Consider the following 22,690-nt stretch of genomic DNA (forward strand, 5'->3'; position numbering starts at 1 on the left):
TTTATTTATTTAATGTTTAATAGTTTACTTTTTTGAGCTGTGCTCACTGAGTATGGTGTATTTTCTGGTTTACTTGCCCAATCATTATTTGGTGTATTGCCCATACTAAATTTGAGTTCACCTCCTTTTTGCAAATCATCAAATTTTAAAAAACTGTTTTGGTAATCAGTTCCGTTAAGACTCGCTTTTTGAATGTAAAAATTATGCTTACCATTATTATCTGCTTCAACAATAAAAGTATTTCCATTTTCAAGATGTAGTGTAGCTTTATCAAATAAAGGACTACCAATCACATATTCATCAGCTCCAGGAGTTACTGGGTAAAACCCTAAAGCACTAAAAACATACCAAGCTGACGTTTGACCATTATCTTCGTCACCACAATACCCATCTGGTGTTGCTGAATACAATGTTGTTAATACTTTCCTTATTTTCTCTTGTGCTTTATAAGATTTGTTAGCATAATTATAGAGATAAATCATATGTTGTATTGGTTGATTTCCATGTGCATAATTCCCCATATTTACAATTTGCATTTCTCTAATTTCATGGATTGTAAATCCATAATAAGAGGCATCAAAAACTGGAGGCATATTGAAAACCTCGTCTAATTTTTCATCAAACTTATCTTTACCTCCCATCAATTCGATTAATCCATCCACATCATGAAAAACAGACCATGTATAATGGACACTATTCCCTTCTGTAAATGCATCTCCCCATTTTAGTGGATTAAATGGTGTTTGAAATTTACCGTCTTTATTTTTACCTCGCATCCAAGAAGTTTCCGGATCAAAAAGGTTCTTATAATTCATTGATTTTTTATAATATGTATCTGCTATTTCAGTTTTACCTAACTTTTCAGCCATTTTTGCTATGGTAAAATCTGCATAAGCATATTCTAACGTTCTGGCAGCATTTTCATTAATTCCTACATCATATGGAACATATCCCAAATCATTGTAATAATCTACTCCTGCCCTACCTACAGAATTTACTGGTCTCCCTTCACTAACCGTTGCATTTTTTATCAAAGCCTCCATAAGTAGATCAGTATCTAAATCTTTGGCACCTTTTAAAAAAGCATCAGCAATAATTGGTGCAGAATTTGAACCAATCATACAATCACGATGGCCAGGACTAGCCCATTCTGGCAACCATCCTGATTCTTTATAAGTATTTTCAAGACCTTGAACTATTTTACTATTCAAATCTGGATACATCATATTAAAGAAAGGAAATACCGCTCTAAAGGTATCCCAAAAACCATTGTCAGTAAACATATAACCAGGCAGTACTTCTCCATTGTATGGACTGTAATGTACTACTTCATTAGCTGCATCAAATTCATAAAATTTTCTAGGGAAAAGCAACACGCGATATAGACTTGAGTAAAAAGTTCTAATGTTATCTATATTTTGATCTTCAATTTGAATTCTATTTAGTTCTGTATTCCAAGCCTGTTTTGCTTTTTCTTTAGTTTGCTCAAAACTATCCTTTCCAATTTCTCTATCTAAGGTTATTTGAGCTTGCTCAGGACTTATAAATGAAGATGCAACTTTTACATTGACAGTCTCCCCTTTTTTTGTTTTAAACCCAATAATTGCACCCACATGCTTCCCTTCACTTTCCGTAACATTCTCCAATAATTTCCAATCATCAGTCCACGTATGATTGATTTCGAAATCTTTATCAAATTCTGCTACAAAATAATTGTGAAAATTTTCAGGAACACCACCACTATTATTTCGACAATACCCAATAATTTTGCGTTCTTTAGGTAATATTTTAACCATAGATCCTTTAAAAAAAGCATCTAACATTATGTATGACTTTTCAGATTCTGGAAATGTAAATTTAAAATGAGCTGCTCTTTCGGTTGGAGAAACTTCAGCGGTTACATCATAATCTGCCAAATACACTTTGTAATGATATGGTTTAACAGTTTCTGCCTTATGCGAAAACCAAGAAGCACGTTCATCTTCTTGAAATTTTAAATCGCCTGTAGTTGCCATAAAAGAAAATGCCGCATAATCATTAATCCACGGACTAGGTTGATGTGTCTGCTTTATCCCTCTAATTTTATTTTCATCGTATTTGTAGGTCCATCCATCACCCATTTTAGAGGTCATTGGTGTCCAGAAATTCATTGCCCAAGGTGTCGCTATAGCTGGATACGTATTACCATTAGACAAACTAAAATCAGAATCAGTACCCATCAGTGGATTCACATAATCTACTAAGTCTATATTTTGTTTTGTTTTCGATTCTATGCTACCATTATCCATTTCCTTTTTACAAGAAATAATGGTCATTAATAAGGATACTGCTATAATTTTAATTTTCATATTTGATATATAATTTTATCTTATTATTTGCACTTACTACGTAAACCAAAGTCATATTTTAAAACATTATAGACTTCTTTGGCTCTTAATCAATTTAATTAAGCTCAAATTTACCACACAAAAATTTCATCTACAAAAATCCATGAGTCATTTCCTGCACCCTCATGCCATTTTGGTAATACCTTTGGATTTTCAACTATTACTTTAAAAAATCGAGCTTCTGTTTTTGGAATATTTACGGTGAATTTTTTTCTTTTAGTAATTCTTTCTTTATCTGTTCTAATAATCTTTAGTTCACCAACAGGTTTAAAAACCCCGTTTTTAGTATTAGAAACTAATACTTTTAGCTTTGTGGGAAACAATATCCAACTTCCAATATCTTCTAAGCAATTCACAGAAATATTGTCAACTTTTTTTACTGCACCTAAATCAAGAGTAGTATTGACATCATAACCTAAATACCCAGTCCAATTTCCATCTTTAAAAGATAAACCTCCTTCTTTTAAATCGAATAATTTACTAGCATCGGGATACCGCTTTTCAGGCTTATCTTTAATTGTATAATTTGTGATACGGTCATTAACTTTAAAATAATCCTTTTGCAACACGTTGCTTGTTAACCATCCTTTTTTAAACACCCTTGTCTTTAAGGTTTTTGTCTTATTTATAAGAATTGGTTCATTAAAAATTGCTGATGTTGAATCTGGATCTTCACCGTTGAGTGTATATCTAACTGTAACATCCTTAAATTTACTCTCAATAGAAAGGGTTATTGTATCAATAAACAAGGTTTTTTCTGGAATAATTGTTGGCTCTTCTAACTGACTCATTTCGACAAAACCTTCTTTTAATCCACTATGAATACTCACTTCATGCTCTTTTTCAAGTGTCATTGCCATTTCTTTAGTAACACCTGTTTGCCAAACATAAATATGATTAGGTTGAATTTCTTTAAATAATTCTTTCAATCCATTATTAGTAACCGCTGTATTAAAAAGGTTTAGGACTTCTAAACTTTTAATACTTTTTATATTTCTTATAACCTCATCCGTCACTTTTGTATTGTCTAATCTGAGCATTTTTAAATGCTGCATTTTTTTTAAAACGCCGGTCATGTTATCTGTAATATTTGAATTGCTAAAATCAAGTTCTATAATTTGTTCACTTAAGGCAGACAAACTACTCACTTGAGATTTTGTAATGTCTTTACGTATTGCTTTAACGCTTAACTCTGGCTCTCCTGGAACTAATTCTAAGACCATGAAGCCTGCCTCGGTTACCTCGGAAATGGCTGACCTTGTTGCTTTGGGAATTACTATTTTATTAAAAACCAAATACTTTTTAAGCAACTTATTTAGGGTGTCATTTTGAGTAATGTTTTCATAATTACCCTCAAATTTCAATCCACTATCTATCCAATGTTTTAGCAACCAAATCTCATCTTTTGTCAATTGCGACTTACCTTCTGGTGGCATATGCTCATCATCAGAAATTGGTAACAATAATTGCTTATATAACAAACTGCCATGTGCATTATTTGCTTCTATAGCAATACCACTTTCTCCCCCTTTTAAAATAACATCTTTAGAAATTAAGGACAGCTCTCCCTTTGTTTTAGTAGGATTATGACATTGAATACATTTATCATCTAAGATCTTAAAAACAACATCATTAAATACTTGTAAACTATCCACCACCTCAATAGTTCGCCCTTTCTTAGCTGGACCAGCATATTCAGTTAAAAAATTATCCCCATGGGTTAATACGCTTCCATAATGACCTGCTATGGTTAAACTAAATAGTGTAGCCACAAAAACAGGAAACACTATTTTTTTAGCCGTAATAGTATTTTTTGAACTTAAATAAAAAAGTAAAGATGCTAAGATTGCAGTTAAGATTCCTGTATAAAAATGAATGTCTAAAACCTTTTTACCATAACCGCCTTCAAGTGATAAAAAATAGCCCAAGATACAGGCCAAAATTGCTGAAACTGCTGAAAAACCTAAAGCATACGTTATAATTTGATGCGGATAGTTCTTTTTTACACGACCAACAATATCAATAAAAAACGTAAGTAGTAAAGCTCCTATTGGCAAATGTAAAACAACGGGATGAAACCTGCCAAAGAATAGTAAAATTCTTGGAGCCTCTTCATTGTTCTGAGCATTAACTACCAATCCACTTAGCAATAAGCAAAGTAGTATGAGATACTGTTTATGTGTTTTTTTTATATTCATCAGTTAAAAATCCATTCATCCATAAATAACCACGCTTTATTTCCATTACCATCGTGCCAAAAGGGAATTTGTTGAACATTTTTTACAGAAATGCTTATGGTGTTTACCATTTGATTTATAGGTATGGAAAAATCCATCATGGCTCTATCAGTAACCTCAGCCAATGGTTCAAGTTGAAAACTAAGCTTTTCTTTATTATTTACTATTACCTCAATTTCAGAGGGTGGAAAAATCCACGAAGCTGGATCGTTTAAATAGCCAATATCAATACTCTTCAACTCGATATTTTTATCAAAATCAACAGTTGCTTTTGCGATGGTGTCAAAACCAACCCATTGCGAATTACTATACTCTAGCGTTGCTTTTTGTCCATTAATTAAAGTAATATTACCTACCCCTTTATATTTTTTATTAGAATTTGTATGCCATTCAATTGCACTAGCGGAATACCCTTTCTTATATAATTTTACGACAGCGACTTCACTAGCTTTATACGTATTATGAAAAGCTTTAAATTTAAGTTCACACGGTTCACTAATTCTTAGTTCTTTGTTAAATTTAAGTGATTTCTTTGTGGGGTCAGAACCATCAACTGAGTAAAAAACCTCGGCTCCATCAATATTTCTATCGGTTTTTATGGTAACAAAAGAATCAATAACTGTATTTGAAGCGATAATTCTAGGCTGAACTAGTTGTACATTTTCATTTTGCAAAAACAATTCTATGGTTTCTTTATTTTTACAACTAAAGATTAGCATACTTAAAAACACCACTACAAATATTCTATGTATCATACACGTGTTAATTTTATAGGATAGGTTTGTCCTGAATTCCATTGTGCAACATAAACATTTTCATCTTCGTCTATACAAACATCGTGTGGGTACTGAAATAACCTAATAGTCTGATACAACTCGTTTAATTCATTATTTTTATAGGAAGGTGCAGTTGCTCCAGGACAGGAAACCACTTCGTTTTTTTCGTTCATGATCAACAAAAATCCTGAATCTGCATTTGGAGATTCTTTCGATTTTAATACTGCAAAATAAATTTCCTTTTTATGAATTACAGGTCTACAAATTAATGCTCCGGTAACATTAATAGATTCTATAAATTTACCTTCTAAACTAAAGCGTTTTAAAATGTTCATTTCTCGAGCTGAAATCAATAAACTCGGATTTTTAGCATCTCTATCATCCAAACAAATTCCATGAGCATTCAAAAATTGCCCATCATCGGTCCCTTTTCCGCCAAAAGAATTTAAAATATCTCCTTTATGATTGTAATGTGTAATGTATTGATTTCCATAACCATCAGCCACATAAAAATCTCCATTTTCTAACACTGTTGTTTCTGTAGGCTTATATTCTTCTTTATTTTTATAGTTACCGGTATCGGCAGGATAATCCAATTCAAAAATCACCTTTCCATCTATCGTTGTTTTTATAATTTGATGGCGTTCATAATCAGTAATTAATAAGAAATCTTCACCATTTTCCTTTACCAAAGTTAACCCATGTGCTCCAGGATATTCCGTGCCCCAAGTTTCCAATAACTTCCCTGACTTGTCGTAAATAATTACATTGTTTTTGGTATGATTTGTTAACAAAACAATTCTTCCTTTAGAATCTTGTACCATTTCATGACAATCTTGTACTGGAGTCTTTAGAGGGTTTAAATTGCCCCATTTCATATTCACTTTATATTGATGTGAATTGTGTCCAATAATTAAATCGTCATATTTATCAGTATTAAAAGCACTCGAAAACGTAGGATATGCCATAATACCTAAGGATAGACAAGAGGATTGCTTTAAAAATTTTCTTCGACTAGAGTTGTGGAGCATAAAGGGTTAATTGTTATATTTTTATTAAGCTAAAACATCATGAACTACATGGCCCGAAACGTCCGTCAATCTATATCTTCTACCTTGATGTTTATGTGTGAATTTTGTATGGTCAACCCCCATTAAATGCATCATTGTTGCTTGTAAGTCATGTACATGCATAGGATCTTTTACAATATTATACCCAAAATCGTCTGTTTCTCCATAGGTAAACCCTGGTTTAACACCGCCACCTGCCATAAACATGGTAAAACATTTTGGATGATGATCTCTACCGTAATTTGTATCTGTTAATGTTCCTTGACTATAATTTGTACGACCAAATTCACCTCCCCAAACCACCAGAGTATCTTCTAATAAACCACGTTGTTTTAAATCCATTATCAAAGCCGCTGTTGCTTGATCTACATCTTTCGATTGCCCTGCAATTTGAGTTGGTAAATTTTCGTGTTGGTCCCATCCCATATGATACAACTGCACAAAACGAACATCTCGTTCTACCAATCGTCTTGCCAATAAACAGTTTGCGGCATATGTACCCGGTACAGTTGCATTGGCACCATACATTTGAATGATATGTTCTGGTTCATCCTCAATATTCATGGTTCCAGGAACAGAAGTTTGCATTCTGTATGCCATTTCATATTGTGCAATTCTACTATTAATTTCAGGATCGCCAAATTCTTCTTCTTGTTTATGATTGAGTTCACTAATATGATCTAACATTTTTCTACGCTCTTGACGCGACATACCTTCTGGATCTTTTAAATACAATACAGGGTCCTTTCCAGATCTAAATTGCACACCTTGATGTAATGAACTTAAAAAGCCATTACCCCAAAGTCTAGAATATAATGGTTGCGAAAAGGGCCTCCCTGTTCCTCTTGATAATAATACTGTAAATGTGGGCAAATTGTTATTTAAACTGCCTAAACCATAACTAAACCAAGAGCCGATACTCGGTCTTCCCGGTTGTTGAGAACCTGTTTGAAAAAATGTAATTGCAGGATCGTGATTTATTGCCTCTGTATGCATTGACTTTACAAAACACAATTCATCAACAATTTTTGAAGTATAAGGCATCAATTCGCTTACCCACGCTCTTGATTCTCCATATTGTTTGAATTTAAAATTACCACCTACTAAAGGGAAATTGGCTTGACCTGATGTCATTCCTGTAAGTCGTTGTCCTTTTCTGACAGAATCTGGCAATTCTTGACCTCTCATTTTATTGAGTAAAGGTTTATGATCAAACAAATCTAATTGAGAAGGCCCACCACTTTGGAACAAATAAATTACACGTTTTGCTTTAGGAGCAAAATGAGGTAAATTCATTCCTGCTAAAGGGGAACCTTCTGCCTCAACAATTGAGGAAAACGGATCTAATAAAGAAGCTGCAGCTAAGCCCCCAATTCCTAATCCTAATTTTTTCAAAAAATGTCTTCTATTATTATTTAAAAAATGTTTCGAAAGTTCTTCCATATCGTTATGCTTTTACAATGGCTTCATCAAGGTTAAAAACCAGACTTGTTAATACAGATAAACCATATAATTTTTCCGCTTTAATTGATTGATTCACTTTGATTAGTTCATTTATTTTTTGTGCTTCTTTTTCGTTATATTCTTGCTCTGCATTTTTCAAAAATGTCAATAATTTTTCTTTTTCTTCAGGGTCTGGAGTTCGTGAAGTTAATTTTCTAAATATATGTACTATTCGTTCCTCATCTGTCTTTGCCTCTCCCTCTTTTAACGTATTTAAGGCCATAACTTGAGCTGCTTCTATTAAAACTGGATCGTTTAACATAACTAATGCCTGCAAAGGCGTACTTGTTTTCTGACGTTCTACTGTACATAAATCGCGACCAGCAGCATCAAAGGTCATCATAGCTGGTGGTGGCACTGTCCGTTTCCAGAATGTGTATAAACTCCTTCTGTATTGATTACCACCGCTATCTACAAAGTATTTTGTTAATCCTTGACCTGATGTTGTTTCTTCCCAAATACCAGGGGGCTGATACGGTTTAACACTCGGACCTCCTACCTTTTCAACCAACAAACCACTCACCGATAATGCATTATCTCTAATCATTTCTGCAGTTAGTTTATCTCTAGAATTTCGTGCTAAATATGAATTATTAGGATCTAATTCTAACAACTTTTCGTTGGTTTTAGACGTTTGTTGATAGGTATAAGAAAGCACCATTCGCTTCATCATTTTTTTCATATCCCACCCCTCTTCTCGAAAAGTAATGGCTAGCCAATCTAGCAATTCTGGATGCGATGGTAACGCTCCCTGATTTCCAAAATCAGCACTACTGGAAACTATTCCTACACCAAATATTTGCTGCCACATTCTATTAACGGCAACTCGAGCTGTGAGACTATTTTCTTCACTAAAAAGCCATTTTACTAATCCTAATCTATTTCTTTCATATCTTCCTTCGAAAGGAGCTACCATTTCAGGAGCTGCCAATTGCACTTCATCAGTTGGAGCATCATATGCACCACGATTTAAAATATACGTTTTTCGCTGTGCTTTATTATCTCGCATAACCATAGGCTTGGCTTCTTTTATACTGTCTGGCATATTAACAAAGCTGAGGGCTTCTTCTATTTCTTTTTGAGTAATTGTAATATTAGGCTCTGGAATTTCATCATAACCTATCAATCCCTTTTCATCAACATGATTAAAAAAACCATAAAAACTATAATATTCCCTTTGTGATATTGGATCATATTTGTGATCATGACATTGAGCACATTCCATTGTTAATCCCAATAAAGCTTTTGAGGTTGTATTAGCTCTATCCAAGACATATTCAACACGATATTCTTCATCAATAACACCACCTTCTTGGGTTATTTTATGATTTCTATTAAAACCCGTTGCTAAAATTTGTTCTAAACTAGCATCAGGTAATAAGTCACCAGCCAACTGCCATTCAATAAAATCATTATAAGGTAAATTTCTATTGAAAGCACTAATTACCCAATCTCTCCAAGGCCACATCACACGCTCTAAATCATCTTGATAGCCATGCGTGTCTGCATATCTAGCAATATCTAACCAATTGGCAGACATATGTTCTCCATAGGCGGTTGACGCTAACAATTTATCGACTACTTTTTCATAAGCATCAGAACTTTTATCATTTAAAAAACTATCCAACGCATCAATACTTGGTGGTAAACCAGTCAAATCAAATGACACACGTCTTATTAGTTTTTCTTTACTCGCCTTTTCAGAAGGTTTCAATCCTTTCTGCTCTAGTGTTTTTAAAATGAAATTATCTATTTCATTTGCTACCAATTCTGAATTACTCACCTTTGGTATATCGCTTTTTACGGGAGGAACAAAGGCCCAATGATCTTTCCAAACAGCACCTTGTTGAATCCATTTCGTCAATACTTTACGTTCGTAATCAGTTAGGGATAAATTTGATGTTAATGGAGGCATCCTTTTTTCAACATCTGGATTATTAATACGATAAACCATTTGACTATTAATGGTGTCACCAGGAATAATGGCATGTCTATCTAATTCCTTACCAATGGCTGCATATGCATTTTCCTTTATATCTAATCTAAGTCCTGCTTCTCTAGTACCTTCGTCTGGACCATGACACAAATAACATCGATCTGATAAAATAGGTTTTACATCAAAAATATAATCTACGTTATCTGGCACTTTCATCTCAGCAGTATCGTAGTTGTTTTCTGAAGTACTACTTAACTTGTTATATCCTTCATTCTTATCTTTTGAAATGTATTTAAAAAGTAATACAAGTAAAAATGGTACAATAAAATAAAGTAACCATTTGGCAGATTTACTCTTGTTCTTTTTAGACATACCTTTAGAATTTGACAGCAGTTTAGTAATAATTTTGAATATATCACATTTTTTTCGACGAATGTATTGATTTTCACATTTAAAGATATGAATTATTGATTAAAATATAGTACTAAAGATCTCGTCTATCCAACCTTTATCTCAAAAAAAAACATAAAACATTTTTTTAATATGTTCTTTAGATTACTATTAAGCGTGCATTTAAGAATTCAGAACAGGTTTAACAAATCTTAACTCATATTTATTCAATAATTAAGTATATTAATTCATTTATATTTTAAAATTGAACTACAATTAAAAAAAACAAATCTCTTTTGTTTTTCAATTTAAATTACAATATATCAATTGATTATATTATTTTTTAAGTATTTATTAGGATATTTGCTTACTTTTAGCATAAAAATTGCACATTTTAATGTTTAAAAAGTCAAACTACTATTTCCTTTTTTTATTCTTAATCTCTTTTTTTGGGGTTGCACAAAATGCTCAAATGAATAATGCGGCATTGAATAGGCAAGCATACTGTCCATTATCAGAAATTAAAATTGCACCTGCATATAGTATAGAAAATAAAAAAAGTGTAATAAATACAGTAAGTATAAAAGTTACGAGCGGCTATCAAAAAGCACATGATATGTTAAAATTGACCAATGCCTTATTGCATTTGACAATTTCTACAAATTGGAATGTGGCTGAAGGCAAGTTAATACTAACCAGTAGTAAAGATAAACCATTGTCAACAGCCGAATGGACATCAGCAGTTAAGGATGTCGCTTACATTAACAACAGTGCTTCGGTTTCAGGTGAACGAACATTTTCAGTTTTTATAAATAACAACAGTAAGAACACAGTAAATACACATATTTTTGTTCCGACAATATCTGAAGTGATTGCAAATGAAAGATGTGGTTCAGGTAGTTTAAAATTATCTGCAAAAGCCACGGGAGATGTTTATTGGTATGATTCCCCCTCATTAGGAATACCAATTTTTAAAGGTGAAAATTTTATAACACCTATGCTAACTACTACGACCACTTATTATGTAGTTGCCGGTACTGAAGGGTGCCTAGATGGAAAGCGAATCCCAATTACTGCAACGGTTTTTAACCTACCCACAGCTCAGAAAAAAACAGCATTAATAAATTGCGATGAAGATGGGAAACCAGATGGTTTAACATTCTTTAATTTAAAAGAAGCTACAGAATATATGACATTAGGATATGTTGATGATGTTGATATAAGCTACTATATATCAGAAGCCGATGCCATAACCCAAAGGAATGCAATTATTAATCCTGATAATTTTAGTAATGATAAAGCAATTACCGTTTATGCAAGAATAGAAAATAAAGCTCATTGTTATTTTATTGCGGATTTAGTTTTAAATGTTTCTACAACTGCTTTTCCAGAGGGTTATCAAAGAGAATTAGTTGGTTGCGATGGAGACATGGTAAATGACGGAATAACTGCTTTTGATTTAACTATGGCAGGAACCGATTTTATGGCACAATTCCCAAAAGAACAAAATTTAGAAGTTTCTTTTTTCAGAAGTTATAATGACGCTTTATTAGAAAACAATAAAATTTTAAATGAAACCAATTATTTTAATAAAACTCCATTTAAAGAAACATTGTATGTTAGAGTTGAAAATAAGGATAATGGAGCATGTTATGGAATCGGAGCTCATTTAGTTTTAACGGTAATGCCAACACCTGAATTTAAAGTAAAACCAACTGCTATTTTATGTTGGGAAGAAGGATCAACTAAATTAGAAACATTTGAAGCCGATGATAATTATCGTTATGAATGGACTAAAGATGGTGTTTTTATCGGTAACACAAGGTCCTTAGAAGTTAAATACGGAGGAGAATATAAAGTAGTAGGTATTTCTACTTACGGTTGTAGATCTATACCACGCACAATTACTGTTAGGGAAGTAAATACTGCCGTACCTTATATGGAAGACATTTCAATTAAAGATGGTTCTTCAGATAATAATACAATAATCTTAAAAGATAAAAACTTAGGATTGGGCGATTACGAATACGCACTAGATTCTTTAAAAGGTCCTTATCAACCTAAACCCTTGTTTAAAAACGTCACATCTGGCGTGCATACTATTTTTATTAGAGAAAAGCATAATTGCGGCACTTCTAGTATTAAATTTTTCGTATTTGAATATCCACAAAGCTTCACGCCTAATAATGATGGAATTAATGATTTTTGGAATATAACTGAAGGTCTAGATGATATAGCCCCATATAGTGTTACGATGCTATCTATTTTTAACTCGTCAGGACAATTAGTAACAACTATTAATCCATTTGATACCGGATGGGATGGAACTGATAATAAAGATAAAGCAATGCCAGAAGGGGCATATAGTTTTACACTTAACCTAATTGATAAAGAAGGTAAAAAATTAGAAAGAAAAGGAAATTTTCATTTGAAGAGAGAATAAGTTTTAACAAATAAAGGTCTAATTATTTAATTCCAATTTTTATAATTTATGTTCTCGTTCAAATTCTATAGTATTTTGTTTATCGATATCAATGGGTTATTCCCAATCAGGCATTACACTTTTTTCAAATAATAATGATCTTTCACCATCTAAGATGGTTTGAGTATAAATATCTTTTTGAGAAATACCGTCGTTCGAAGTATTTACAAAAATTACCGAAGCTTCATTCGGAGAAAATCGCACATCTAAATCATTAGTTCCATCGGCTTTATTATCTAATGATAAATCAGAAACGGTATCTGTAGTCAGATTATAAATAAAAATATGTGAATCTAGTTGTCTACCTGACACATCTTCAAAACCTGAAATATCTCGTGTATATAATATATTTTGACCATCTACAGATATATTTAATCCTCCAGCTGCACCAGTAACTCCACTAACAATAGTTTTCAAAACTGAACCGCTCATATCAATAGTAAATATATTTACACCATAACCAATTACATTATTGGTTTTTAAGGCTATAAAACTCTCATCAAAACTCCAATCGACTTCTGTTATAAAACTCCCATCAGTGGTTTGATAAACTTGTTGTAAACCACTACCATCTTTATTAATTACGTATAATTTATCAAAATGAGGGTATAAAAATCGATCTCCATTTGCAGACCAAGCAAAATCTATTTCATTGTAATTATAACCTGCAACTGAAACCGCAGAAGTTACTTTTGTAACGTTTGAACCATCTGGTTGCATTGTAAATAAATGAGATTCAGAATTCACTGTTCTTAAAAAACTAATTAAACCCGCAGCTTGACTGGTTCTTGGTCTCCAACTATTTTGATTGTTTGTGGTTAGTGCTATTGCTGAAGTACCATCTTGATTATTTGAATAAATAATATTGTTTTGATTTATGGAGTCTTGTCTAACATAAAACAATCTATTTTCAGGAAATTGATTGATTTGGAATTTACCTACAGGTGTTAAAACATCATCATTAACGCCATCTGAAACAGTAATTTGCCAAAAATACTTTGCACCATATTTCAAATCCGTTAACGTATACGTGGTGTCTATAATACTTTCTATAAAAATTACACTATCATCAAAATCATTTTTTACCGTAATGTCATAGACCAATTCGTCATTTTCATCAGGGTCTTCAGATGAAAACCATATTAATGGTACGTCAATAGGCAAACCGACAGCATTATCTAAAGGACTATCAATAATTGGAGCTGTTGGTGGCTTGTTTAAGGCATCAGCATCCTCCATTTCAAAAACCAAATTAATGGTATTGTCAGTTGTAACTGTTGCTGCTTCTATTTTCGCTAAAAAACCATCCTTTTCGGCTTGTGCAGAATAGTCTCCTGAGGGCACATCAATTAATATGAAATTCCCTGTAGAATCGGTAAATACCGTATTATTAGTTGGACTTAGCGATACTTTTACATTCGCTATAGGTTCAAAACTTTTTGCTTTAACCACCTTACCTGTAATGGTACCTTCTCCAATAGGATTCACCTGATCTTCAGAACATGCGGTAACTAGTAACCCAGTCACTATAAAAATAATTGCTATTTTGTATAAACTTTTCATTTAGTCCGTTTTTTAATCCTTTATTTTTAATATTTGGTTTTTGCTTTATTATAAGTTTGCCCTAAATAAACAGTGACTCCAAGTCCAAATCTCCAAAAGAAATCATCTCTTTTACCTGCCACTAATCCATCAAGATCATCGTCAAAAAGCACGCTATTTTCCCCATATACTTTAAGCCCAATTTTCTTTGTGAGTAAATATTCTAATCCCGCACCATATTGCACTTTTGGGGCTTCAAAATCTTTATTAAGTATTATTCCACCACCAGCATAAACGAAAGGACTTAAACGATCATAAGGCAACACAACATACTCTAAATTAGCATCCAGAGCCGTAAATGTTTTATTAAAAATATTTTTATTTCTCAATTTAAATATACCTCCATTAACTCCAAAACTAAAATTAGGTCCAAAAAGAAAACTCTTAAACCCAAATGTGGTTTGTAATCCCATTTGCGGGTCGGCATAATCGCCATCCATTAAAGAGGTTCCTGCCATGAAATCAAAACCAGTTTTCCCTCTACTATCTCTAAAATTCCTGTCCAATAACTTCGTAGATTCAGCTATTGCAGATTCACTTTCATATTCTGCCTTTACTTTGTCGATTACCTTTTGCCCACCTTTAGGTTGCCACAAGCCATCTATAATACCCTCAACAATAAGATTTTCCACTGCTTTTTCAATAGCTTCTTTAACAGCCATTTGAGCAGGTTCATTCTGTGTTACTCCAGTTTCAATTTCTAAAAGTCTTTTCACGTTTACATATCTAAATAAACTAACATCAATGGCTTGAGAAAGAATAGTTTTTGAAATATAAACTGTTTTTAATATTTTACCATTTGATGTTGAAACTGCTCTTAAATATATAGAAATGATGTCTTGTCTGTATTGTGTAGAAGCACCAGCACCAAAATATCGAGCTCCAGCACCACCAGTAATCATATTAGAATCATAAGAAATAATACCACCTTCTAATAATATCCCCGCAAAAAGTAATGGAGGTAAGCTGCCTGTTTCATCAACTGGTAGATTATTCTTTCGATTATATTCTTGTCTTGTTGACCGTATAATCTGTCTTTCATTTAACAGATTACTCACATTTTCTCTTTCAATTGGAGTAAACCATTTAGAATCATCTAAGGCTTTTATTAGAATTGAAGTCGCCCCTTGAGTAACTGCCGTACTATAACTAACACCACCTTCAACTAACTTATACTGCCCTGTTTGATCTCTAAATTTATAAACTCCAACTTCTATTGGTTTTATAGGGCTTATATCATTCAATTCACTTTTAAAACTCGTTTCTCCTATACGAGCAGGTTGCGTCGTTAGGGGTTGGTTCATATAAGCTCCACAACCAATCAATACCATTATCATCGCCCAAAGCGATCCTATTTTAAGTTTATTAACCATTAATTTTTTAATTTGGAATGAATATATTGGACTGTTCTCCGGTAGTTGTATCCAAAATACCGATAGATAAACCTGTAGTTGTTGGCACAAGATCAACTACTAAACTACCAAAAGTAAAGGTCCCCTCTTTAAATGATTCATCTCCGAAAGTATTATTAAATAAATCATTGGTTAATGAACTCAGTAATTGACGATTTAAACTCGCGGTAAATTGTTCTAATTCTGTCGCTTGTTCGCCACTACCATCATCTTCTTTAAACTTATTTTGAGATTCTGCCGAACTTAATAGCCACGAAGCATTGAAAGGATTTCCACCCAAAAATGAAGGGTTCGTTGGACTATAGACTAATTGTTGTGCCGCTATTATACCAGGTATAAAAAACAGTAAAAAAGGGGTTAATTTTTTCATTTTGTTTCGGTTTAAAATCTTATTTTTCTCTTGGCTAATAATAAGCGTTTCTGAGCATAGGTATTTATGGCAAAAATTGCCTGTTGTGCCATAATTTCTAAATATTCTTGATTCGGGTTTGTAGTTGTTTTATAAACATCTGTATCATCTATAGTTATTGTAATTTCACTATTAATACCAATCATAGGTTTTTCATTTACATTGATAATGAAAGGGTATTTTAAACTACTTGAACTGTATTTTTGATAAAAATAATCGTAAAAATCTTTGCCTAATTTCGTTATAACATCATCGACAACTAAACCCATTATTTCAAAATTTTCAGCTTCTGCTTGATTGAATTCAGTTTTTTTTTTATTTGATATAACTAGCGTGTCTTTCGAAATTAAAAGTTTTTCTTTTCGTATGTACAAAAACAATTTAATTTCTTCATTTGGTTGAATATTAATTTTTAGCGTTGATAATTTTTGACTTTCATTTGGTGAAAGTGAAAATATACCCGCTTGAGAGTTTTTAGAAAGATTACCATTTTTTCCATATTTAAGAGATAATAATAAATATTCGAGATCAGATTGATAGATATTGTCTGTATTTTCCGCATACCCATCAATATTAATCAACCCTTCTGAATTTTCTACTTTTAAAACTGCTTTTACCGCAATATTATTTTCTTGTGCCATAAATATGGTACAAAAAAACAAACAAAATCCTGTAAAAAACAAGCGTCTAAAATTCATTTTTAATATTTTATTCTATTAAATTAATAAGTAAATAATTGAAACGATTAATTATAATTAGTTATAAAAATATGTTGATTATCGGTTTTTTGGTTGATAATAATATTTTTGGATAAACTATTTTCACCATAGATATAAATACCATTATTATTTCCCGTTTGAAATATTTGCATATTACTATCTTTTGAACCGTAAAAGCTCATAAATTCATAAAAATTTTGATCACCATTTTGAGTTACTTCAAGATTGTCTTTAACTGAAGTTTTGATATTGATATAATTATAATCTCCATTCTGAAACAAAGTTGTTTTTGAAAACATAGTACTTTTTTTATGTTCTTGTTTAAGAGGTTCAGCTTCGCTTTGATTCTGATTAAAATAAGCATTTATCAAGGTAGAATTTTCGTCTTGTAATTGTTGTGCATTACAGAAACTAAAAAAAACTAAGCACATTAGCAAGGTTATGTATTTTATTTTCATAATATTAATTTTTTAAGCAAATTGAATGTCTCTCAAATATAAGAATAATAATTAATACCAATTTAACTAAATAATTACGCATCAAATAGTTACTATTTTATTTTTTTACACATTATTGTAAAAATTAATTGGCATTAAAAGAAAGGAGCAAAAACCAACCTTTTGCTCCTTTTGTTAACTATTAGTTAGATTGAATTAAACCTGCAACATTACCAGTTCCTATTTGATTAACAGTATGTGAATGGTTACCTCCAAATTGACCTACCAATGATAAGTTTCCAAAACCAATTTGAGTAGACGTTACTTTATTATTCATTCCTTCTTGCCAAATACCTGAAACATTTAAGATTCCGTCTTGAGTAACACATGCTCCATTACCATTTCCAAATTGAGCAATACCTGAAACGTTTAATAGACCATCTTGATCTACAGTGGCATTATTTCTATTACCTTCTTGATAAATACCGCTAAGGTTCAACTCACCATCTTGACGCACGTTAGTACTATTTCTATTACCAATTTGCTCTGAATAACTTAAGTTGGTAGTACTAAATGGATTATCTTGACCTTGATATACATCTGACTCGTTTCCATTTCCATCTTGTATTTGAAATGATGCGTTTGTTACTCCAGTCTGAGTAGCAGTTACTTCATTGTTATTACCCATTTGATTTTGTTCGGCTAAATTTTGATTTGAATAAAAATTTTGATTGATTTTTGCATTATTTCCATTACCATCTTGTATTTGAACAGCCATATTGTCATCAGAACTCCACCATGTACGACCTTCATTCTGATATACCTCAGCTGTATTTCTATTACCATATTGCGTTTGATCCGACACGTTATTCTCATTTGTTTGTTTAGAAACAGCTAAATTATTATTACCAAAAGCTTGAAGTTGCGTTGCACTGTTATTTCTAGAATAACCTTCGCCTTGATCTATAATTGCCCAATTTCTATTTCCGTACCCTTGTGTTTGAGAAGCATAATTATTACCTCCACGTCCATTGATATTTTGATAAACATCTGCATGGTTATTATTACCCATCATCTGAGTCTGTTCAGAAACATTAAATTCGTCTCCTTGATACGCATGAGCCCAATTGCCATTACCACCCTCTTGAGTTTGTACAGCACTATTCCATGCTGTATATCTATACCCTTGTACAATAATAGCTTCATTATTATTGCCATCCTGGTATTGCTCTGCATAATTTGCTCCTCCAGAAGCTCCTATGTTTTGTGAAATTCTGGCATCATTACCAATACCATATTGCATTTGAAATGCTTGATTCCAGATTTTAGCTTGATTGATACGAGCCTTATTTCTCGTGCCCTCTTGGTAAACATCTGCATAGTTTTCCGAATCGACTTGATCAACATCTGATTCGTTTTGTTGACCTACTTGAACAATCAATGCTCCGTGATCTGTACCTGATTGATCAAGTGTACTCTGGTTACCTTGAGCATAAGTAAAGCCTGTTGCACCAATTACTAGTGCAGTAATAAATAATTTTTTCATCGTAAAAAATTTTAAGTTAAAAATAAATTGGTTATTAAATAAAAAGTTAGTTCATACATTCTTATAATGGTGATAACCATTATAAAAAATATGTAATTAGAAAAATTTTGTTTTTGAAAATTTTCCTAACAGGTCTAAGTTTAGAGTTACTTAAAATTCCTGCTATTTAACAAGCATAATGATGTAATAAATGTAAATACATTTTTGGGGGTTTAATCTTTTTCATAGCAGCGAAAAATAATAACTTGGTTACTAAAATTGGTACATAATTAATAATTGCTCAAAAGCAATAAAAATATGTTTAACTTTTTCAAGTTAGGATCTAAAAAAGCTATTTAAAAATTTTGCTATTATGCAAGTGTGAAGAAAACAATGTTGGTTGGTTGATTGAAATCTCGTATTCCTTTTCATAGCAAATAAAAATAAATAACACAACGAATTTAACATTTTTTTTCGAATAATAACAATAAAATAATAAAAAGGGGGTTTTTCCCCTTTATTGACAGGAAAAACCCCCTTTAATTATAGAGTTAATGATTAAGCAATATTTAAATGAGAATGCTATACTTTAAATTGTTCAATATAGTCTACTATATTGAACACAATGAAACTCTTTTTACTAAAACTCCTGTAAGGAGCCTTCAACAATACATTTACTTCGGCTTCTGAGAATTTTTCATTTTCGCAATTCTTGTTTGAAAAACGCTCTGGAATAATGGCATGTCTATCCAATTTCTTCTCAATAGCTGCATAGGCATTTTTCTTTCTGCATAATCTAAGTTCTGCTTCTCTTGTACCTTCGCCTGGACCATGACACAAATAACATCGATCTGATAAAAATAGGTATTGTTATTTATTCTCAAAATTAAATTCAGCCATTATAGGATAATGATCTGATAAACCTTCTGGTTTTCCTTCGTTAAAAATAGTCACATTCTTACATGATTTAGACATAATTGGGCTAGTTAAGATATAATCTATTCGTTGTTTATTTTGAATAACCTCAGTAGCCGTTTGATAGGTTCCAATTAATACTGGGGTAGGGTATGTAAATCTATTATTTATTTCAATAAAATTCTTACTAACATCGATTGCAGGTATTGCTAAGAAAGCTGAAATAACGGAATAATCAAATTCTCCAAGCCTCAGGTTAGAATAATTACTTTCATTCTTATCGTTTAAGTAATGCTGCTGCAAACTTTTATTACGTTTTAACAAATCTTCATCAAATGGAGAATGTGCATTGAAATCTCCAAGAACAATAAATTTCTCACTCTTTACTTTTTTAATTTTTTCAGCAAGAATATGTGCTTCTTTTAGCCTAAAATCTACATCAGCTGGCGATAAATGGACCACGAAGAAATCAATGCCATAAGTTTGGCAATGTAAAAAACCATGCCAAAAATTATCGATAACACGTTCCTTTAACATGATTGGTTTCTTTGAAGTAATACCAACTGGATACCCTTCAGTTTTTAATATTTGCACATATTCATGTCCCCATTTTAGAGCATCCTCTTTAAGTTTTTTCTGATCATAACCGCATAACTCTTGTAATGCTAGAACATCTGGATTTTCACTCTTAATCCATTTAATCCAATTTTCCTTTCTTATAGTATCTTTACCCCAGTCGAAACCATTCCAAATATTATAGGTCATTACTTTAAAATTCGTTTCGGACTCTTGTGCACTAGTATTTATGGAAGACAAAATTACCATAGAGATAAAAGTGAAATTAAATAGATTAATGAATTGTTTCATAATGTATTTTTTATTTTGAATAAGTTGAAATATGTTTAGTTCATTAATTTAGTTTAATGCTGAAACTATCATAAGATTCATTACGCCAAGATTTTTCTATTGTAGAAGGAGATATCCCGAAAAAAGGAGAAAAAGTTTTTATTATAATGGTTTGCTTATCTGGAAGAAATTCTAATATCCGCAACCATCCATCACCCCCATTTCCATGCCATCCACCTCCATCGGCCTGAGCATTAAACACCATTTGGTGTACATCTTTTTGCCCTGCATTCTTTTCCTTTCTGTAACCAACGTTTTCAGTAAACCCTCCTGTACCTCCAATATGCCCACAAAATACCATTTCAATATTTTTAGACGGGGCAATTAATGTCTCCCACAATTTTTTACCGTGCGTAACATCTTTAACTTTATATCCTTCTTTTTCAATTAAGGCATTATCATTTGTCATGGATTTCATATAACTATGTGTCAAAACAACTCCCTTATAGTCTTTATATTTTTCTCTTGCAAAAATGGCTTCGCTCTGCTTAACAATTGTATCTCTCGGATTAAACTCCAACGAGGCTATAAGGTATTTAACATTATGAGGTGAAACAAATTCATAATAGGCATTTTCTAATGTCTGCTCACCTGAAAAATTAGGCATCATTCCTGTTAAAATACTACTTGTTGATTCCATTTGATTTGGAGAAAAATAAGAATTCAGTTGAGAATAACGATTTTCAGCAGACTTACTACCATAATCATGATTTCCAGCACACAAAATATATGGTACAATGGTATCTAAAACAGAAAACGCTTCTCTAACTGCCGACCATTGCTGATTGCTATTTTGATCTCCATTCACTCCATCTCCTACTGGTATGTTATTTTGCTCTACTAAGTCACCTTGGCATAAAACAAGTTCAATATTTAGTTTTTCCTTATTCCGTTTTATCCACCTTGTCATCAATGAAAATATCGGTTGATTTTGTTCAAATTTAATATAAGTTTGAGGGTCAGGTAATACAATCATTGTCCATGATGCCTCATTTTCTAATTTTGGTTGACCAGACTGTGCATAAATTTTATTTAGAAAAAAACTAAAAGTAATGAGTAGTGTAAGGGTTAATTTTCTCATAGTATTATGTTTACAAAATTTTACCGTGGATTTATTTAAAAACGACATCGAAATGATTTTATTAAAAAGCTAGAGTCCTTGGCTATACTAAATTTGTTTTTACTCTTTTCTTTCAATTATTATTATCGTTTTATTGAGCTTTTTAATTCCAATAACAACTTCTTTATATTCCCAAGCATTTCCATTTTTGTTGGCAAAAATCAACATTCTTCCTTTTCCATTAGAACCTTTTACCCGAAAGCTAAAATCAATAGAGTCGTAATCATTTGAGTATTGCACAACACCCTCTAAAATAGCTAATTTGTCAAGAGGTTCCAGTGTTCCTAAAAGTGCTATAACCTCTTCATTTTCTTGTGCTTTTTGTAGTGCATTATCTACTAGATCAGTATCCGCATATGCCCTTGTTATGTCAGAGATGTTTTCTCCAATTTCTGAAGAGGAAATTAGTCCAATACCCATTAAGAATATTGCGACCATTGGAGTAAGCCATTTCCAATTCCGTTGCCACCAACTTTTATGTTCAATTAATTCGTTCATATTGTTTAATAATACCTAACGGTTTGGGTTATGGTTTCGTTATATTAAACATTAGGTTAACAACCTTTTTATACCAAATTTTAATTGCATAAACTTCTAGCTACATAAAATTTTATTCACATTATAGTTAATGTACCCAACTCTTAGTTCTTTGAAGTAGGTTCTAGAAGTTCTTTATATTTTAGTTCTATAAGAATAGCTACCTGAATTACTAATTTATAGCGACGTTGAGTAAGACGAAGCGTTGCCGTAAGTCCGTTAATAATAATAATAATAATACAACTTATATAGCCCACAAAGCAAATTTCAATAGACTACAAAACATTGTTCTTTATAATCTAAAATTATTACTTCTATATCCTTTTC

General features: G+C 32.0%; 17 protein-coding genes. 1 reads left to right on the forward strand and 16 read right to left on the reverse strand.

The window, feature by feature from the left end; all coding sequences use genetic code 11:
* Positions 1 to 5: 5 nt before the first annotated feature.
* The 6 genes from FF125_RS12980 to FF125_RS13005 all read right to left on the reverse strand — a co-directional run bounded on the left by FF125_RS12980 (position 6) and on the right by FF125_RS13005 (position 10,281).
* The gene (locus FF125_RS12980; RefSeq protein WP_250629755.1) at positions 6 to 2,288 is read right to left on the reverse strand and encodes a GH92 family glycosyl hydrolase; all 2,283 of its coding nucleotides are present in this window, start codon (positions 2,286 to 2,288) and stop codon (positions 6 to 8) included.
* A 170-nt stretch (positions 2,289 to 2,458) separates the two neighbouring features.
* Positions 2,459 to 4,585: an FN3 associated domain-containing protein gene (locus tag FF125_RS12985; RefSeq protein ID WP_138950166.1), complete on the reverse strand. Its 2,127-nt coding sequence runs from the start codon at positions 4,583 to 4,585 to the stop codon at positions 2,459 to 2,461.
* Positions 4,585 to 5,379, reverse strand: coding sequence for a chitobiase/beta-hexosaminidase C-terminal domain-containing protein (locus tag FF125_RS12990; RefSeq protein WP_175418926.1), 795 nt, complete (start codon positions 5,377 to 5,379; stop codon positions 4,585 to 4,587). Before FF125_RS12990 ends, FF125_RS12985 begins: the two co-directional genes overlap by 1 nt.
* A complete protein-coding gene (locus FF125_RS12995) occupies positions 5,376 to 6,368 on the reverse strand; it encodes an NHL repeat-containing protein (protein ID WP_250629580.1) in 993 nt (330 codons plus the stop codon). Before FF125_RS12995 ends, FF125_RS12990 begins: the two co-directional genes overlap by 4 nt.
* Positions 6,369 to 6,455: 87 nt before the next feature.
* Positions 6,456 to 7,913 carry a DUF1501 domain-containing protein gene (locus FF125_RS13000; protein ID WP_117882954.1) on the reverse strand — a complete coding sequence of 486 codons (1,458 nt, stop codon included), beginning with the start codon at positions 7,911 to 7,913 and terminating at the stop codon, positions 6,456 to 6,458.
* A gap of 4 nt (positions 7,914 to 7,917) precedes the next feature.
* Complete coding sequence (locus FF125_RS13005; RefSeq protein ID WP_138950169.1) at positions 7,918 to 10,281, reverse strand: PSD1 and planctomycete cytochrome C domain-containing protein; 2,364 nt, start codon at positions 10,279 to 10,281, stop codon at positions 7,918 to 7,920.
* A gap of 415 nt (positions 10,282 to 10,696) precedes the next feature.
* On the opposite strand from FF125_RS13005, the gene FF125_RS13010 reads away from it, so the two are divergent.
* The gene (locus FF125_RS13010; RefSeq protein ID WP_138950170.1) at positions 10,697 to 12,742 is read left to right on the forward strand and encodes a T9SS type B sorting domain-containing protein; all 2,046 of its coding nucleotides are present in this window, start codon (positions 10,697 to 10,699) and stop codon (positions 12,740 to 12,742) included.
* A 96-nt stretch (positions 12,743 to 12,838) separates the two neighbouring features.
* Here the strand turns inward: FF125_RS13010 and FF125_RS13015 are convergent, their stop codons facing one another.
* The 10 genes from FF125_RS13015 to FF125_RS13060 form a co-directional block, all read right to left on the reverse strand.
* Entirely contained in the window at positions 12,839 to 14,344 is a 1,506-nt protein-coding gene (locus FF125_RS13015) for a carboxypeptidase regulatory-like domain-containing protein (RefSeq protein ID WP_138950171.1), read from the reverse strand.
* Between the two features lie 26 nt (positions 14,345 to 14,370).
* Entirely contained in the window at positions 14,371 to 15,756 is a 1,386-nt protein-coding gene (locus FF125_RS13020) for a CsgG/HfaB family protein (protein ID WP_138950172.1), read from the reverse strand.
* A 7-nt stretch (positions 15,757 to 15,763) separates the two neighbouring features.
* On the reverse strand, positions 15,764 to 16,165 hold the full coding sequence (locus FF125_RS13025; RefSeq protein ID WP_138950173.1) for a curli production assembly/transport component CsgF: 402 nt from the start codon (positions 16,163 to 16,165) through the stop codon (positions 15,764 to 15,766).
* 11 nt (positions 16,166 to 16,176) lie between these two features.
* Positions 16,177 to 16,902, reverse strand: a complete 726-nt coding sequence (locus FF125_RS13030; RefSeq protein WP_138950174.1) for a CsgE family curli-type amyloid fiber assembly protein — start codon at positions 16,900 to 16,902, stop codon at positions 16,177 to 16,179.
* 47 nt (positions 16,903 to 16,949) lie between these two features.
* On the reverse strand, positions 16,950 to 17,381 hold the full coding sequence (locus FF125_RS13035) for a hypothetical protein (RefSeq protein ID WP_138950175.1): 432 nt from the start codon (positions 17,379 to 17,381) through the stop codon (positions 16,950 to 16,952).
* A gap of 181 nt (positions 17,382 to 17,562) precedes the next feature.
* A complete protein-coding gene (locus FF125_RS13040) occupies positions 17,563 to 18,906 on the reverse strand; it encodes a hypothetical protein (RefSeq protein ID WP_138950176.1) in 1,344 nt (447 codons plus the stop codon).
* Positions 18,907 to 19,467: 561 nt separating this feature from the next.
* Positions 19,468 to 19,725 carry a hypothetical protein gene (locus FF125_RS13045; RefSeq protein ID WP_138950177.1) on the reverse strand — a complete coding sequence of 86 codons (258 nt, stop codon included), beginning with the start codon at positions 19,723 to 19,725 and terminating at the stop codon, positions 19,468 to 19,470.
* Positions 19,726 to 19,755: 30 nt separating this feature from the next.
* Positions 19,756 to 20,667: an endonuclease/exonuclease/phosphatase family protein gene (locus FF125_RS13050; RefSeq protein ID WP_138950178.1), complete on the reverse strand. Its 912-nt coding sequence runs from the start codon at positions 20,665 to 20,667 to the stop codon at positions 19,756 to 19,758.
* A gap of 43 nt (positions 20,668 to 20,710) precedes the next feature.
* Entirely contained in the window at positions 20,711 to 21,787 is a 1,077-nt protein-coding gene (locus FF125_RS13055; protein ID WP_138950179.1) for a metallophosphoesterase, read from the reverse strand.
* Between the two features lie 99 nt (positions 21,788 to 21,886).
* Entirely contained in the window at positions 21,887 to 22,324 is a 438-nt protein-coding gene (locus FF125_RS13060) for a cytochrome c oxidase assembly factor Coa1 family protein (RefSeq protein WP_138950180.1), read from the reverse strand.
* Positions 22,325 to 22,690: the final 366 nt, after the last annotated feature.

The organism is Aureibaculum algae (assembly GCF_006065315.1).
In the GTDB taxonomy this organism is placed as follows: Bacteria; Bacteroidota; Bacteroidia; order Flavobacteriales; family Flavobacteriaceae; genus Aureibaculum; species Aureibaculum algae.

What these genes read in the sequence shown, in the direction of transcription:
- FF125_RS12980 (WP_250629755.1), bottom strand. Translation starts at nt 2,288, where the DNA reads ATGGATAATGGTAGCATAGAATCGAAAACAAAACAAAATATAGACTTA.
- FF125_RS12985 (WP_138950166.1), bottom strand. Translation starts at nt 4,585, where the DNA reads ATGAATATAAAAAAAACACATAAACAGTATCTCATACTACTTTGCTTA.
- FF125_RS12990 (WP_175418926.1), bottom strand. Translation starts at nt 5,379, where the DNA reads ATGATACATAGAATATTTGTAGTGGTGTTTTTAAGTATGCTAATCTTT.
- FF125_RS12995 (WP_250629580.1), bottom strand. Translation starts at nt 6,368, where the DNA reads ATGGCATATCCTACGTTTTCGAGTGCTTTTAATACTGATAAATATGAC.
- FF125_RS13000 (WP_117882954.1), bottom strand. Translation starts at nt 7,913, where the DNA reads ATGGAAGAACTTTCGAAACATTTTTTAAATAATAATAGAAGACATTTT.
- FF125_RS13005 (WP_138950169.1), bottom strand. Translation starts at nt 10,281, where the DNA reads ATGTCTAAAAAGAACAAGAGTAAATCTGCCAAATGGTTACTTTATTTT.
- FF125_RS13010 (WP_138950170.1), top strand. Translation starts at nt 10,697, where the DNA reads ATGTTTAAAAAGTCAAACTACTATTTCCTTTTTTTATTCTTAATCTCT.
- FF125_RS13015 (WP_138950171.1), bottom strand. Translation starts at nt 14,344, where the DNA reads ATGAAAAGTTTATACAAAATAGCAATTATTTTTATAGTGACTGGGTTA.
- FF125_RS13020 (WP_138950172.1), bottom strand. Translation starts at nt 15,756, where the DNA reads ATGGTTAATAAACTTAAAATAGGATCGCTTTGGGCGATGATAATGGTA.
- FF125_RS13025 (WP_138950173.1), bottom strand. Translation starts at nt 16,165, where the DNA reads ATGAAAAAATTAACCCCTTTTTTACTGTTTTTTATACCTGGTATAATA.
- FF125_RS13030 (WP_138950174.1), bottom strand. Translation starts at nt 16,902, where the DNA reads ATGAATTTTAGACGCTTGTTTTTTACAGGATTTTGTTTGTTTTTTTGT.
- FF125_RS13035 (WP_138950175.1), bottom strand. Translation starts at nt 17,381, where the DNA reads ATGAAAATAAAATACATAACCTTGCTAATGTGCTTAGTTTTTTTTAGT.
- FF125_RS13040 (WP_138950176.1), bottom strand. Translation starts at nt 18,906, where the DNA reads ATGAAAAAATTATTTATTACTGCACTAGTAATTGGTGCAACAGGCTTT.
- FF125_RS13050 (WP_138950178.1), bottom strand. Translation starts at nt 20,667, where the DNA reads ATGAAACAATTCATTAATCTATTTAATTTCACTTTTATCTCTATGGTA.
- FF125_RS13055 (WP_138950179.1), bottom strand. Translation starts at nt 21,787, where the DNA reads ATGAGAAAATTAACCCTTACACTACTCATTACTTTTAGTTTTTTTCTA.
- FF125_RS13060 (WP_138950180.1), bottom strand. Translation starts at nt 22,324, where the DNA reads ATGAACGAATTAATTGAACATAAAAGTTGGTGGCAACGGAATTGGAAA.